The sequence below is a fragment of the Paenibacillus glycinis genome (assembly GCF_009909185.1).
In the GTDB taxonomy this organism is placed as follows: Bacteria; Bacillota; Bacilli; order Paenibacillales; family Paenibacillaceae; genus Paenibacillus_Z; species Paenibacillus_Z glycinis.
The window spans coordinates 442,316-456,756 of the sequence record NZ_JAAAMV010000002.1 but is presented as its reverse complement, the minus strand read 5'-3'; the positions used below and the strand labels follow the sequence as shown (position 1 = coordinate 456,756).

General features: G+C 60.7%; 12 protein-coding genes. 11 read left to right on the top strand and 1 reads right to left on the bottom strand.

Translation table 11 applies throughout. The features are described 5' to 3' along the window. The first annotated feature begins 4 nt into the window (after positions 1-4). From GT019_RS06110 to GT019_RS06085, 6 genes are all read left to right on the top strand, one after another. Positions 5-1,033 carry a phosphotransferase gene (locus GT019_RS06110; protein WP_161741894.1) on the top strand — a complete coding sequence of 343 codons (1,029 nt, stop codon included), beginning with the start codon at positions 5-7 and terminating at the stop codon, positions 1,031-1,033. Positions 1,034-1,169: 136 nt separating this feature from the next. Then, entirely contained in the window at positions 1,170-2,090 is a 921-nt protein-coding gene (locus GT019_RS06105; RefSeq protein WP_161741892.1) for a polysaccharide deacetylase family protein, read from the top strand. 214 nt (positions 2,091-2,304) lie between these two features. Next, positions 2,305-3,315, top strand: coding sequence for a 2-oxoacid:acceptor oxidoreductase family protein (locus GT019_RS06100; protein ID WP_161741890.1), 1,011 nt, complete (start codon positions 2,305-2,307; stop codon positions 3,313-3,315). 38 nt (positions 3,316-3,353) lie between these two features. Further along, the gene (locus tag GT019_RS06095) at positions 3,354-5,660 is read left to right on the top strand and encodes a thiamine pyrophosphate-dependent enzyme (protein ID WP_161741888.1); all 2,307 of its coding nucleotides are present in this window, start codon (positions 3,354-3,356) and stop codon (positions 5,658-5,660) included. 114 nt (positions 5,661-5,774) lie between these two features. Further along, entirely contained in the window at positions 5,775-6,062 is a 288-nt protein-coding gene (locus tag GT019_RS06090; RefSeq protein WP_161741886.1) for a hypothetical protein, read from the top strand. A gap of 29 nt (positions 6,063-6,091) precedes the next feature. Next, positions 6,092-6,622: a hypothetical protein gene (locus tag GT019_RS06085; RefSeq protein ID WP_161741884.1), complete on the top strand. Its 531-nt coding sequence runs from the start codon at positions 6,092-6,094 to the stop codon at positions 6,620-6,622. A 68-nt stretch (positions 6,623-6,690) separates the two neighbouring features. Here the strand turns inward: GT019_RS06085 and GT019_RS06080 are convergent, their stop codons facing one another. Continuing rightward, a complete protein-coding gene (locus tag GT019_RS06080; RefSeq protein WP_161742157.1) occupies positions 6,691-7,692 on the bottom strand; it encodes a YpdA family putative bacillithiol disulfide reductase in 1,002 nt (333 codons plus the stop codon). A gap of 204 nt (positions 7,693-7,896) precedes the next feature. On the opposite strand from GT019_RS06080, the gene GT019_RS06075 reads away from it, so the two are divergent. From GT019_RS06075 to serS, 5 genes are all read left to right on the top strand, one after another. Further along, on the top strand, positions 7,897-8,430 hold the full coding sequence (locus GT019_RS06075) for an ADP-heptose synthase (protein WP_161741883.1): 534 nt from the start codon (positions 7,897-7,899) through the stop codon (positions 8,428-8,430). Between the two features lie 353 nt (positions 8,431-8,783). Continuing rightward, the gene (locus GT019_RS06070) at positions 8,784-10,535 is read left to right on the top strand and encodes an ABC transporter ATP-binding protein (RefSeq protein WP_161741881.1); all 1,752 of its coding nucleotides are present in this window, start codon (positions 8,784-8,786) and stop codon (positions 10,533-10,535) included. A gap of 64 nt (positions 10,536-10,599) precedes the next feature. Then, the gene (locus GT019_RS06065; protein WP_161741879.1) at positions 10,600-12,408 is read left to right on the top strand and encodes an ABC transporter ATP-binding protein; all 1,809 of its coding nucleotides are present in this window, start codon (positions 10,600-10,602) and stop codon (positions 12,406-12,408) included. A gap of 166 nt (positions 12,409-12,574) precedes the next feature. After that, positions 12,575-12,847, top strand: a complete 273-nt coding sequence (locus GT019_RS06060; protein WP_161741877.1) for a hypothetical protein — start codon at positions 12,575-12,577, stop codon at positions 12,845-12,847. A gap of 298 nt (positions 12,848-13,145) precedes the next feature. Beyond that, on the top strand, positions 13,146-14,429 hold the full coding sequence (gene serS / locus GT019_RS06055; RefSeq protein ID WP_161741875.1) for a serine--tRNA ligase: 1,284 nt from the start codon (positions 13,146-13,148) through the stop codon (positions 14,427-14,429). The last annotated feature ends 12 nt before the right edge of the window (positions 14,430-14,441 follow it).

Genomic DNA, 14,441 nt, shown 5'->3' with positions numbered 1-14,441 from the left:
CGAGATGACGGAACGGATAAGTGATTTTGCCGCGATCGCCGGCCGTTACGCGCTGCGGCAGCCGCTGCGCATCGAGCTGGAAGAAACGGGCATGAACAATACGACCCGGATGATCTATGCCGGCGAAGAGCGCTACGTGCTCCGCGTGTACGACAATCACCGCGACCGCGAGATCGCGGGCACCGAGCATGCGATACTGTCGGAGCTGCAGCGGGCGGATCTTTCCTTTCGAGTCCCGGCGCCCGTGTCCAACCGGGATGGCGCGACGATCACGGAAGCGCCGGACGGGAAGCTCGCCGCGGTATTCGGCTACATCGCCGGTCAGCGTCCTTCGCCCGAATCCGGCGCGCATGTCGAGGGCTTGGGCCGGGCGGCGGGCGAATTGACGCTCGCGCTTGCCGCCTTGAACCCGGACGCGCGTCTTGCGCCGGCGTACAAGCCGTATTACGACTTCGAGAATACGCATGCCGCGATGAACGAAGCGTCGGTCAAGACGTTGTGCGAATCGTCGCCCAAGCTGGCGGAACAAGCCGCGAAAGCAGCGTCGCTGCTGGAAACGAGACGGCGGTTAACGGCATTAACCGAACGGTTCAAGGAGCTCCCGCAGCAGTGGATTCACGGCGATATCGTATTCGCGAACGCGCTCGCGGACGGCGATGCGATCGCCGGTCTGTTGGACTTCGAGTTCTGCGCGGTCGATGCCAGGGCCATGGAGCCGGCGGTCGTGCTGGCCGAATTTCCCGGCGAGGACGATGCGCTGGCAATGAATCGGATGAGGCGGTTTTGCCGCGGTTACGGGTCGAAGGCAGGCCTCGGCGCGGATGAGATCCGGCTGCTGCCGGACCTGATGCAGCTGCGCTTGATGGACGTTTGGCTGCACTTCGCCGGACGACTGGCGGAAGGCTTGGATCCCGAGCGCGTATGGCTAAGAGAGACCGAGCGCGTGTCGTTCGCGTGCGGATGGATCGACCGCCATCGTCGTCAATTGGATGTCCTGTTCGCGGCGATGGCCGAGCGGCAGGCTGCCATTTAATAAGCGCTGCGGCCAAGCCCGGCGGATCATTCTTTGCGATAAAGAATGATCCGCCGGGCTTTTGTCATATAAATGTTACATGATGAAGCATAACGTGCCGCCGCTTTGGGAGGCGCCGCAGGAGGGGAAAGCATAGATGAAAAGCACGGCCGAGCAGCTCGGCTACGGGCCGAAGGACCGCCTCTTGATCATTAACGCGGACGATTTCGGGGTTTGCCATTCGACCAATGGCGGGATTCAGAAGCTCATGGAGGAACGGACGGTATCGTCAACCACGATCATGATGCCCTGCGCGTGGGCGCGGGAAGCCGCGCAGTGGAGCGCTTCGCATTCCCGTCTCGACGTCGGGGTGCATCTGACGTTTACGAGCGAATGGGACGCGATGAAATGGGGACCGGTGTACCGCGGCGGCCCGTCGCAATCGTTGACGACGGCGGAAGGTTATTTTCACAAGGACGCCAAGACGTTCGAGCGGCGCGCGGAAGCCGGTCAGGTAAAGCAGGAAATCGCCGCGCAGATCGAAATGGCGCTGACGCTCGGCATCGACGTCACGCATGCCGACAATCACATGGGCAGCCTGTACGGCCTGCAGACGGGAAGGGATTTCCTGAGCGAGACGTTCGACGCCTGCGCCCATTACGGACTTCCGTTCCGGCTGCCGCGGTACCTGCTGCTCGAAAGCGGCATGCCGGCGCCGCCCGAGCTTGCGGGCCAGGCCATGAAGCAGGCGGAAGCGGCCGCGCGCAAAGGGGTGCTGGTGCTGGATTATCTCGTGGGCCTGCCGTTTCGCGCCGCCCCCAAGGAAACCTACGCGCAGTTCAAAGCGCAGATGATCGCGCTCATCAAACGCTTGAAGCCGGGGGTGACGGAGATCATCATCCATCCGTCCTTCGTCACCGACGAGCTGGCCGCCTTTCACGGCGAACCGCTTCGCCGGGGAATGGAGCTTGATATTTTCCGCGACGCGGAGGTGCAGGAGGCGCTTCGGCAAGAAAGCATCATCCGGATCGGCTGGCGCGAACTGAGACAGCATCAACGCAAGCGCAGTGCGCCGTAAATCGCGGTTCGACAAGGCGGGACCCCGCTGTTCCAGCCTTGTTCCCCGGCCGCGGACAAGCTGTACTATCACAGCTGAACGGACAAATTGGCTGTATTACTCTTTTTCATTCCCTGTTCTGGAAATAAACGCTATTCGCCGCCCCGCACTAGTGATATACTGACTGTTGTGAAAATAAAAAGTATTCAGTTAATTCGGGAAGGGAGTGGAGCAAGTGGCAATACTTCCAAAGCAGAATGACCTGGGATTCTTTGAAATTCGACTGGAATCGATCGGCGGGCTGGGGGCCAACCTGGCCGGGAAAATGTTAGCTGAGGCGGGCGTAGTTGGAAGCGGTTTCAACGGGGTGAGCTTCTCTTCTTACGGGTCGGAGAAGAAGGGTTCGCCGGTCAAGGCGCATATCCGGTTTTGCGATTTGGAGACGAATATCCGCGATACGACGCCGGTCGAACGACCGCATATCGTCGGCGTCTTCCACGAAAACCTGTCCAAGACGGTCAACGTCATCAGCGGGATTTACGCGGACAGCGTCGTCTTGGTCAATTCCTCCAAAACGACGGAGCAGCTGAAGGAGAAAATCAAGCTGTCCGCCGGCACGTTGGCCGTCGTCGATGCGACAGGGATCGCGCTCGAAGAAAACAACCGCGTCAACATGGCGATGCTCGGAGGCTTGTTCCGGCTTTGCGACTTCCTGGATTTCGAACATATGAAGGGCATTATCCGCAAATCGCTGGAGAAGAAATACCCGCAGGCGGTCGATCCGGCGCTGCGCACCTTCCAGCGCGGCTACGACGAGGTGCAATTCCAGACGTTCGCGCTGCCCGAGGGGATCGCGATGCCGCAGCCGACGCGCTGGGACATTCCGGCCCTCGGCTACCAGACGCAGCCGCTCGGAGGCATGATCGTCAACCCCGGCAACAGCGTGCTGAAGGACCTGAGCATCTCGCGCCAAGGCATGATGCCGCATTTCGACGAGGAGAAATGCATCCACTGCGCGGCTTGCGACACGGCCTGCCCGGATTTCTGCTTCGTCTGGGACGAACAGCCGGACAAGAAGGGACGCCCGCAGATGTTCCTGCAGGGCATCGATTATCAATATTGCAAGGGTTGCTTGAAATGCGTCGTCGCCTGTCCGACCGAAGCGCTCGTTTCCGAACGCGAAACGGACGGCTACGGCGACGATCACCGGGTCGCGCACAGATTTAATTGGGCAGCAGCGAATTAACGTCGTGTTTTCCGCGCACGAAAGAGAGGAGCTTTTACATGGCCATCGAAATCAACAAAGAAGTGAGCACGGGTACGGTCGAGCAGCGAATGGTGTACGAGTCGGGCAATGAAATGGCCGCCTATGCGGCACATCAGATCAACTACCACGTTATGGGTTATTTTCCGATATCGCCATCGACGGAGGTCGCGCAGTTCCTCGATCTCATGAAAGCGAACGGCCAGCACGACATCAAACTCATTCCGTCGGACGGCGAGCACGGTTCCGCGGGGATTTGCTACGGCGCTTCGGCCGCCGGCGGCCGGGTATTCAACGCGACGAGCTCGAACGGCTACCTGTACATGCTGGAGCAAATGCCGGTCCAGTCGGGGACGCGCTTCCCGATGGTCATGAACCTGGTCTGCCGCTCCGTATCGGGCCCGCTCGACATTCACGGCGATCACTCCGACCTGTACTTCGCCCTCAATACCGGCTGGCCGATCTTGATGTGCCGCGACCCTCAGGCGGTGTACGACATGAACATCATCGCGCTGAAGCTTGCGGAGGATCCGGAGGTCAGGCTGCCGGTGCTCGTGGCGTCGGACGGCTACTTCACGTCCCATCAGAAGCGGCGCGTGCAGACGTTCGCGCACCGCGCGGACGTGCATGCGTTTGTCGGCGAGCACTCCCCCGAAGGATTCAAGCACGTGCTTGACCGCAACAATCCGATCACCGTCGGCCCGTACATGAACGAGCCGGACTACATCAACAACTGCTACCAGCAATCCATGGCCATGTACAAGGCTTCGGAAGTTTTCGACCGAATCCGTCAGGAATACGCCGCGCTGACCGGCCGCGACTATCCGATTCTCGATCAGTACCGGATGGACGATGCCGAGGTGGCGGTGTTCTTGATGAACTCGGCTTCCGAGATCATCAAGGACGTGGTCGACCAGCTGCGCGCCAGGGGCATCAAGGCCGGCTCGGTCGCGCCGAACATCATCCGCCCCTTCCCGGCGAAGGAGATCGCGGAGGCGCTTCGCGGCGTGAAAGCCGTCACGGTCGGCGACCGCGCCGATTCCTACGGCGGCCACGGCGGCAACATGACGAACGAGATCAAGGCGGCGCTGTTCACGCACGGCGCGAAGGACACGCTCGTCATCAGCCGGATATACGGCCTCGGCGGCAAAGACTTCTATGCCGAGGACGGCCATCATCTGTTCGAGCTCGCCATCGAAGCCGCGAACGCCGGCAAGGTCGACGTGCCGTTCGATTATTGGGGCCACACGCCCGGCGATCCCGAGAAAGCGCCGAAGCGCGTGCTCGAGCCGCTGCGGTACGAGGACCTGAAGACCGGCCTGATCACGGTCGACCGCGACGAGGCGACCGGCAAGCTGAAGGTCAAGGTGCCGCCGGTCCGCCAACTGACCAAGAAGCCGAAGCGGTTGGCGCCGGGTCACGGCGCCTGTCCGGGCTGCGGCATTTTCTCCGGGCTCGAGCTGTTCTTCAAGGGCATCGAGGGCGATATCGTGGCGCTCTACCAGACGGGCTGCGCGATGGTCGTTACGACGGGCTTCCCTTATTCCTCGCATAAGGCGACATACATTCATAATCTGTTCCAGAACGGCGCGGCCACGCTGTCCGGCGTCGTCGAGATGTTCTGGGAGCGCAAGCGCCGCGGCGAGCTGGACCAATACGGCCTGAAGGACGATTTCACGTTCGTCATGATCACCGGCGACGGCGGCATGGACATCGGCATGGGCCCGGCGATCGGCAGCGCGCTGCGCAACCATAAAATGATCATTCTCGAGTACGATAACGAAGGCTACATGAACACGGGCGCGCAGTTGTCTTATTCGACGCCGCTCGGTCACCGGACGTCGACGTCGAACGTCGGCAAGCATCAGGGCGGCAAGCTGTTCCATCATAAAGACACGGCGCAAATCATGGCGGCCACGAACATCCCGTACGTGTTCACCGGATCGGAATCGCTGCCGCAGGATTTGCTGCGCAAAGCGGCGAAAGCGCAGTATTATGCGCAGAACGTCGGTCTCGTCTACGGGAAGATTCTCATTTCCTGTCCGCTCAACTGGCTGTCCGAGGAGAAAATCGGGCAGACCTTGATCGACGAAGCGGTCAACACCTGCTTCTTCCCGATGTACGAGGTGGAAGAAGGCGTCACGACGATCACCTACAATCCGGAAGACAAAGGCAAGCGCATCCCGCTCGGCGACTGGCTCAAGAACATGGGCAAGACGAAGCACATGACCCGTCCGGAATACGCCGAAGCGCTCAAGTCGTTCGAGGACGAAGTGGAGCGCCGCTGGCAGCGCCTGAAGGCGAAGCACGAGAATATGTATCTCTAATCTAATCGGCTCGAAACACGAACGAGGCGCGGCGTCGCAAGTGCCGGGCCTTGTTTCGTTATAGCGGGCTAGAGGCGGGGATCGGACGATTCCCGATGAAAGGAGTGGCCTCGCATGCCAACCGTTTTGCGTCACCGGGTCTCCGGGGAGATCGCATGCGGCATGTTGAAGAACGTTTACGATTTCGCATATTATGGCGCGCTCCGGTGGGACGATAACGAGAAGGCGGAGGAGGAGTCCGCGTCGGCGCTGGCGCTGGCCGGATACGAGGACGATTCCGGCTGGGACGCGCTGGAGGTCGGGGAGGAGCGGCTCAAGTTGTTCAACGTCAAGCTGAACAACGACCGCGGACGCAGGCTGCTTCTCCAATCCGACGGGACGATCGCCGTCATCAGAAGCTAGAGCGCATAACTGCGGGAGGTCGGGAAACCATGCATGTTGCTGATCAGGAGGATTATTTCGCGCGTTTGCGGGAATTGCGTTCGGCCGGCGACGCCGAGACGTTCGGGGAATCGCTGCGCCGGGCGGGCTTCACGCCGATGAGGCGATTTTTGGACGAGTTCCGGCACTATCTCCGGACTTACGAGGAAGCGGACTGCGATACGGCCGCCTCCCTGCTCGCGCGGGCGATGGAAGCCGTTCCGGAGCCGGGGCGGATCAGTCCGTCTTGGACGTACATATGGGGCGAATACGGCGGCATCGTCCGCACGAAGGCCGAGATCTTCCGGGACGTTCCGAAGCGGGACCGCGAAGGGGAGTGGCAGGTGCTGCTCGACAACCCGTATTCCAATCAAAATATCGCCGTTTACCCGGGCCTGTCCTTTATGGAGGCGGCGTACATGTTCGCGTATTTCCGAACGGAGCTCGCGAACAACGAATACATCCGGCTGCAGAAGATAGCGACCGTCATCACCTGCACGGGCGCCGACGCCGACGGCGTCCGGCCCATCGCGAGCCTGTAGCGCCCGGCGCTCCTCGCCAAAAAGGCTTTGATTCCCGCAGCCGAAGGGCGGCGCCGGAATCAAAGCCTTTATGCTTGCGAACGGGAAGGGACCTTGCCCGAGCGGATCAGATGCGCGGCGATCTTGCGCCCGTGGAAACGGCCGGATTCGATGAAGATTTCGTTCGCTTCGTGGCGCGAGGCGACGACGCCGGCCAAGTAGATGCCCGGGACGTTGCTCTCCATCGTCTCGTCGTCGAAGGTCGGAAAGCCTTCCTGTTCCATCGTCACGCCGACGGCGTTCAAGAACGCGCGGTCGGGATGGAAGCCGGTCAGCGCCAGCACGAAATCGTTCGACAGCTCTTCGCGTTCTCCCGCGCGCTCGATCGTGACGCTGCGCGGGCCGATCCGCACGACCCGGGAGCCGAGGCGCATGCCGATTCGCCCTTTGTTCACGAGGCCCTCGAAGATCGGCCGAACCCAGGGCTTGATGCTCGGCGAATACTGCTCGCCGCGGTAGACGACGGTGACCGCCGCGCCGACGCGTTCGAGCTCGAGCGCCGCGTCGATGGCCGAATTGCTGCCGCCGATGATGGCGACCTTCATGCCCGTGTAGGGATGCGCCTCGCGGAAGAAATGGGTGACCTTGTCCATCTCTTCGCCCGGAATGCCCAGCACGTTGGGGTGGTCGAAATAGCCGGTCGCGACGATGACGGTGCCAGCTCGGTAGTGCCGGGCTTCCCCGAAGCGGTCGCGGCTGCTCAGGAGGAAGGAGCCGTCCGGCTGCGCCTCGACGGCCTCGACCGTCTCGTAGGCGTGGATGCGCACGTTTCGCCGCAGCGCGATGCCGCGGTAATAGTTGAGCGCTTCCAGGCGCGACGGCTTCTCGTTCGCCGTCGTGAACGGGACGTCGGCGATTTCGAGATTGACCGGGGTGCTGAAGAAATTCATGTACGTCGGGTACTGCGAGATGGAATGGACGACGTTCCGTTTCTCGATGATGAGCGGTTCGAGACCGATCGCTTGCAGCTCGATCGCCGCGGCGAGCCCGCAGGGACCGGCTCCGATGATGATGACGCGCTCGTCTGGCATGCGCATAACGATATCAACTCCAATGTTCATTTGAGGCCAACGACGGGAATATCTATTATTCTAACATATTCGCGCGGCCCGGCGCTCGCAGCCCGCTACGCGGCGGGGAGGATCGCGGCGCGAGCGGATTCGACCATTTGGCTATGTGCCCGCGGGAACAATTTGTTGTATAATAAGCTAACGCTGCTTGAAGGGGGAGATAGAATGCGACGGCGATTTGTGATAGAAGCCGTAATGGTTGCAACATATGGTCAATTGCTCGTGCCAAGCCGGCCGGTCGATTTTGTCTTGCCGTATTCGACGATTATGGAGCTTTACGATATGAAGGACGGTACGGAGCCCGTCATGGACGATCCGGAAGACGATAAGCACGTGAAAAGCAAGATACAGGAGCTGATCGCGTTCTTCGAGGATCCGTTCAACCGCAAGAAGATCGAGCGTTCGCTGCAAATGCCGTGGCGCGAGAGCTCGCCGCTGCTGCTCAGCGACATGGTACAGTTCACGGTCGTGCATGCGGTGGACAACGCCCAGTACGGCGAATATTTCGACCCGATCGAGACGGAGCTGCTGCTGACCTCCATGAAGCTGAGCGTGCCGCTGCTGTCGGATCAGTTCGAATTCCAGGATAAGCTGCTGGAAGCGGAAGTGCCCGTGCAAGTATACGATATCGAGGACTACGAGTTCGCGGTGGAACAGGGCATCACCGCTGCCGATTTCGAATCTTCCCGCGACCTGTAAGGGATTTATCGCATTTGGGTATTTATGGGTATATTGCGAATATGCGCCTAAAATAAACAATATTTTTCGGCGGAGCCTCTTGCATGCCGCTGGAAGTGATGATAAGATTTGGATGTTCCAACGAACGATAACGACGATAAGGAGGGCGATGGATATGCTTCATTTTGCGAATGACGTGCGCATGCCGAAAATGAATCCGATCCATCGGCCCGACTTCTTGCTGCGCACTAGACAGCCGTAACCGGCTGCCCTGTTCCGCGCGTGTAAGGAGACTTTGAGCCATGCGGCTCGGAGTCTCCTTTTTTGTTGTCGTCCCTTCGGAACCGGCCGTTGATAAAGGAGGAGTGCGGGCAATGAACGTCGTAATGCTGCGCTTGCTGAAGTATTTGCGTCCAAGCGCGAAATGGGTCGTGCTGTCGACCCTGCTGCTGGTGTTCGGCACGCTTGTCGACCTGGTGGCGCCTTGGCTGCTCAAAGAAGTGTTCGACAAGGGGATCGCGAACAAAAACGTCACCATGATCTTGGGCTTCACGCTGGCGCTCTCCGGCATTCAAGTCGCGAAGAGCTTCGCGATGTACATGCAGAGCCGGTCGCAGGAGCTGGTGGGGCAGAACGTCGTGTTCAAGCTCCGCGAAGAGATGTACGACCATCTGCAGCGGCTGTCGTTCGGCTACTACGACAAGGCGCAGACCGGCCAGCTCATGTCGAGGATGACCGGCGACATCGAATCGCTCAAGAACTTCATCGGTTTCGGCGCCATGTCGATGTTCACGGGCGCGCTGACCTTCGTCGGGACGATCGGCTTCATGCTGGCCATGCAATGGCAGGTCACGCTGCTTAGCATGGCGACCGTGCCGCTGCTGATGTTCGCGCTGTACCGGTTCAACAAGAAGGTCGGTCCGGCATGGGGCCAGGTCAGGGAGCAAATGGGGAAATTGACGACCACGCTGCAGGAGAACATCTCCGGGATCCGCGTCGTCAAGGCGTTCGCGCGCGAGAAAGCCGAGCAGCGCAAGTTCGAGGCGCGCAACGACGACAACTTCGCGACCAACATGGAACGCGCCAAGCTGGAGGCGAGCGCCTTCCCGCTGATGAATTTCTACGGGGGCATCGTATTCGTCACGATGGTTTGGTTCGGCGCCCTGTACGTCGCCAAGGACGGGATGACCTTCGGCACGTTCATGGCGTTCCAATGGTACACCTGGGGCATCATCTGGCCGCTCAACATGCTCGGCTGGCAGATCAACATCATGCAGCAGGCGATGAAGGCCGCTCCGCGCGTATTCGAAGTGCTGGATACGCCCGTCGATATCGCCGCCGGGAAGGACGCGGGCGAGGACGTCGCCCGCATCCGAGGCAACGTGGTCTTCGACGGCGTCGCGTTCCATTTCGCGGACCAGGATCCGCAGAAGGACGCCGGCGTGCTGGAGAATATCTCGCTCAGCGTGAAGCAGGGCGAGGTCGTCGCCGTGCTGGGCGCGACCGGCTCCGGCAAGAGCAGCCTGATCGCGCTCATGTCGCGGTTCTACGACGTCAGCCGGGGCAGGCTGCTCATCGACGGCGTGGACGTCAAGGATTACGAGCTCGACGGGCTTCGCCGGAAGATCGGCATCGTGCCGCAGGAGACGTTTCTCTTCTCGGCGACGATCCGCGAGAATATCGCGTACGGCGTGCCGGACGCGACGCAGGCGCAGATCGAATGGGCGGCGGGCAAAGCGCAGATCCATGCCTTCATCGAAGGCATGCCGTTCGGCTACGACACGATCATCGGCGAACGGGGCGTCGGATTGTCCGGCGGCCAGCGCCAGCGCGTGGCGCTGGCGCGCGCGATCCTGATGGATCCGCCGATCCTCGTCCTGGACGAAGCGACGGCAAGCGTGGATACGGCGACGGAATCCGCGATCCACGAGGAATTGCTGGACGTGATGAAGGGACGCACGACGTTCATCATCGCCCAGCGGCTGTCTTCCGTGAAGCGGGCGGACCGCATCATCGTGCTCGACCGCGGCCGGATCGTGCAGCAGGGGACGCACCGCGAGCTGTTCGCGCAGGAGGGCTTCTTCCGGAACCTGTTCCAACTGCAGGAAGCCGCCGCCTCGCGCTGATTCATTCACGCTATTAATGACGATAGAGAATTAATGATTCGCGAGATCATAGAGGGGGATGAACGTGAGCCAGGTCGAATGGGATTCCGGCGAGGAGATCGAAGAAAAGCCGTTTAACCGCGCGTATTTGAAACGATTGTTGCGTTACGTGCTTCCGTACCGGAAGGTATTATCCTTCGTTATCGTCATCGTCCTGCTCAATATGGGACTCAGCCTGGCGGAGCCGCTGCTCGTCCGGTACATCATCGACAATGGAATCATGGAGAAGGATTTCATGATCATCAACATCCTCGGGGGCGTGCTGCTGGGGTCCAAGGCGATCGGCTGGCTGCTCGGCTACCTGCACACCAAGATGATCAATTTCACGGGACAGCGCATCCTGTTCGACTTGCGCCAGCAGCTGTTCAATCACCTGCAGACCTTGTCGTTCCGGTTCTTCGACGGCAGGCCGGCGGGGAAGATCATGTCGCGGATCACGAACGACACGAACGCGATCGGCGAGCTCGTCAACGGCGGCTTGATCACGATGGTCATGGAGTTCACCCACCTGGTGGGCATCGTCGCGATCCTGCTCTGGATGGACTGGAAGCTCGCGCTGCTTTCCTTCATTACATTGCCGCTGCTCTATATGATCGTCGGCTTGATGCAGCCGAAGATCGAAGGCTCCTGGTCGCATTCGCGCAAGACGATGTCCGCGATCAACGGCAACCTGAACGAAACGATCCAGGGCATCCGCGTCATCCAGGCTTTCTCCCGGCAGCGGGAGAACAGCCGGCGGTTCGAGCGCTTGAACACGCGCAACAAGAACGCCTTCATGCGGGCGATCACGCTGGAGTCGATGGTCTGGCCGTCGGTCGAGATGATCGGCATGATCGGGACGTGCATCGTGCTCTGGTTCGGCGCGCGCTCCGTCATGGACGGGGTGCTGACGCTCGGCTTCATCATGGCGTTCATCAACTACTTATGGCGGTTCTGGGGACCGCTCAGCGCCTTGTCCAAAGTCTACAGCCAGGTGCTCTCGGCGATGGCTTCGGCCGAACGGATTTTCGAGATCCTGGACACCGAGCCGGAAGTGAAGGACCGCAAAGACGCCGCGGACATGAAACGGATTCGGGGCGAGGTCGTCTTCGACAACGTATCGTTTCGCTATGCGGAGGATAAACCGGACGTGCTGCGGAACGTCAACCTCCGCATCAAGCCGGGTCAGCGCGTCGCGCTCGTCGGGCCCACGGGCGCCGGGAAGAGCACGATCGTCAATCTGCTCATGCGTTTCTATGACGCGACGGGCGGCCGGATCCTGATCGACGGCCAGGACGTGACGGCGGTCACGCTGGAGTCGCTCCGTCGGCAGATGGGCATCGTGCTGCAGGACTCGTTCATCTTCTCCGGCACGATCGAGGACAATTTGCGCTACGGCAACGAGGACGCTTCGGACGAGGCGCTGCGCCGCGCCGCGGAGAGCGTCCGGATCGACAACTTCGCCTCGCAGTTCGCGGACGGGTACGCCACGCAAGTCGAGGAGCGCGGCTCCAAGCTGTCCGTCGGCCAGCGCCAGCTGCTCGCCTTCGGCCGGGTGCTGCTGTCGGACCCGCGCATCCTGATTCTCGACGAAGCGACGTCCAGCGTCGATACCGAGACGGAGCAGCATATCCAAGCGGCGCTCCAGACGGTGCTGGAAGGACGCACGGCGTTCATCATCGCGCACCGGCTGTCCACCATTCGGGATGCGGACATCATCCTCGTCGTGAAGGACGGCCAAATATTCGAGCAGGGCTCGCACGAAGAACTGATGCAGCATGGCGGACTCTATAAGAAACTCTATATGACCCAATACGAGATGCAGCAATCGCTGGCGATGCAGACGGGCGCATGATCGGGGTTCATAGGGCAGCTCCTTTCCGATAGGAAGGGAGCTGCTTTTTCGCGTATGGGTTGGCAAGCCCGCAAACCGGGTAAACTGGATAAATGAATTGACATTCAGCCTCAAATTATATAAGCTTACAAGGAATTTTCAAATCTACAAAAACAGGAGATCGATTATGAAATTCAACATCAAATTTAAAGATTTTGCAGCGGCTGATGTGAATCCGGCAGCAGGTCTATATCATTTCGTCGTGACGATGTCCGATAATACGCAGTGTCGCCTTATTTTCACGAAAAATCCGGACTGGAAGCTGATCGGCGTCAATCGCCTGCTGACCGTGCCTTGCCCGATCTGCAGAAGAGATTACTACTGCAACTGCATGTCCAGCTACGTGGAACAATTCGAGCGCGAAGTGCTGGATAACGAGCTGATTTCTTCCGTTCTTTAAATTCATCCGCTTAACCGGACAGCTGCCTCTTGCGCAAAGGCGGCTGTTTTTGTTATACTCCTCGCAATAAGCAAACAGGCCGATGATGAGATTCCAACTCGGAGGCGTTGCGTACGGAATGCGGCGAGTCCGCATTCCGCCAAGCAGTCCGGCACCGCGCCGTTATCCGCGGAACCGAGAGGGTCGATCCTGGATCGACTAATTTGGGTGGCACCGCGAACGCGTTCTTCGTCCCATGGCAATGGGGCGGGAACGCGTTTTTTTTGGCCCCGAAATGACGGATACGGGAGTGTTGACCATGTTGGACATCGGGTTTATCAGGGAACGGGCGGAAGAGATTCAGCAAGCGGCGGATCGGAAGGGCATCGCGCTCTCGATCGGGGAGCTGCTGGCGGTCGACGACCGGCGGCGGGAGCTGCAGCGGGCGACGGAGACGCTGCGCGCGGAGCGCAACCGCAGCTCGAAAGCGATTCAGGGGCTGCTGCGCGAAGGACGCGGCGACGAGGCGGAGCGGGCGAAAAAGGCAGCCGCTTCGGAGCTTGCGAAGCTGAAGGAGCTGGAGGAGCGGTTCCGCCAGACGGAGCGCTTGTACGACGTGCTGATGCTGCAGGTGCCGAACGTCATCTCGCCCGACACGCCGGACGGCGCGAGCGACCGCGATAACGTGGAGATGCGTCGGGCCGGCGAGCTTCCGGCATTCGGCTTCGAGCCGCGCAGCCACGTAGAGCTCGGCGAATCGCTGGCGATCGTCGATATCGCGCGCGGCGTCAAAATCGGCGGCGCCCGGCAGTACGTGCTGAAGAACGGCGGGCTCCTGCTGCACCGCGCCGTGCAGCAGCTGGCGCTCGACCTGCTGCTGCGCAAAGGCTTCGACTTGCTGGACGTGCCGGTGCTGGTGAAGGAAGGGACGTTGATCGCGACCGGCCATTTTCCCGGCGGCCGCGACCAGAGCTACGCGATCCAAGGCGAGGACAAGTGGCTCGCCGGGACGTCGGAAGTGCCGCTCGTCTCGTATTACGGCGGCGAGATCGTGGATTTGGCCGCGCCGAAGCTGCTCGGGGCGGTCAGCGCCTGCTACCGGAGCGAGGTCGGCTCGGCCGGCAGGGACGTTCACGGCTTGTATCGCGTCCATCAGTTCGCGAAGGTGGAGCAGGTCGTCATTTGCCGGGCGGAGCTGGCGGAAGGCCTAGCCTGGCTGGAACGGCTGACGGCCAACAGCGAGGAGCTGCTGCGGCTGCTCGAGTTGCCTTACCGCGTCGTGGCCGTCTGCGGCGGCGATCTGTCGCAGAAAAATTACAAGCAGTACGACATCGAGACCTGGATGCCGAGCCGGGACGGCTTCGGCGAGACGCATTCGGCGTCGCTGCTGCTCGATTTTCAGGCCAGGCGCTCGAATATTCGCTATCGGGACGGAGACGGGCGGCTGCGGCACGCGTATACGTTGAACAACACGATGGTTGCGAGCCCCCGCATTCTCATCCCGCTGCTCGAAAACCATCAGCGCGAGGACGGCTCGGTCCGCTTGCCTCCCGCCCTCAGGCCGTACATGCACGGCATCGCGGAGCTCCGGCCCGTCCGATAAACGCGCCAAAAG

What these genes read in the sequence shown, in the direction of transcription:
- GT019_RS06085 (WP_161741884.1), top strand. Translation starts at nt 6,092, where the DNA reads ATGCATGTTGCTGATCAGGAGGATTATTTCGCGCGTTTGCGGGAATTG.
- GT019_RS06090 (WP_161741886.1), top strand. Translation starts at nt 5,775, where the DNA reads ATGCCAACCGTTTTGCGTCACCGGGTCTCCGGGGAGATCGCATGCGGC.
- GT019_RS06070 (WP_161741881.1), top strand. Translation starts at nt 8,784, where the DNA reads ATGAACGTCGTAATGCTGCGCTTGCTGAAGTATTTGCGTCCAAGCGCG.
- GT019_RS06080 (WP_161742157.1), bottom strand. Translation starts at nt 7,692, where the DNA reads ATGCCAGACGAGCGCGTCATCATCATCGGAGCCGGTCCCTGCGGGCTC.
- GT019_RS06110 (WP_161741894.1), top strand. Translation starts at nt 5, where the DNA reads ATGACGGAACGGATAAGTGATTTTGCCGCGATCGCCGGCCGTTACGCG.
- GT019_RS06060 (WP_161741877.1), top strand. Translation starts at nt 12,575, where the DNA reads ATGAAATTCAACATCAAATTTAAAGATTTTGCAGCGGCTGATGTGAAT.
- GT019_RS06075 (WP_161741883.1), top strand. Translation starts at nt 7,897, where the DNA reads ATGCGACGGCGATTTGTGATAGAAGCCGTAATGGTTGCAACATATGGT.
- GT019_RS06095 (WP_161741888.1), top strand. Translation starts at nt 3,354, where the DNA reads ATGGCCATCGAAATCAACAAAGAAGTGAGCACGGGTACGGTCGAGCAG.
- serS (WP_161741875.1), top strand. Translation starts at nt 13,146, where the DNA reads ATGTTGGACATCGGGTTTATCAGGGAACGGGCGGAAGAGATTCAGCAA.
- GT019_RS06105 (WP_161741892.1), top strand. Translation starts at nt 1,170, where the DNA reads ATGAAAAGCACGGCCGAGCAGCTCGGCTACGGGCCGAAGGACCGCCTC.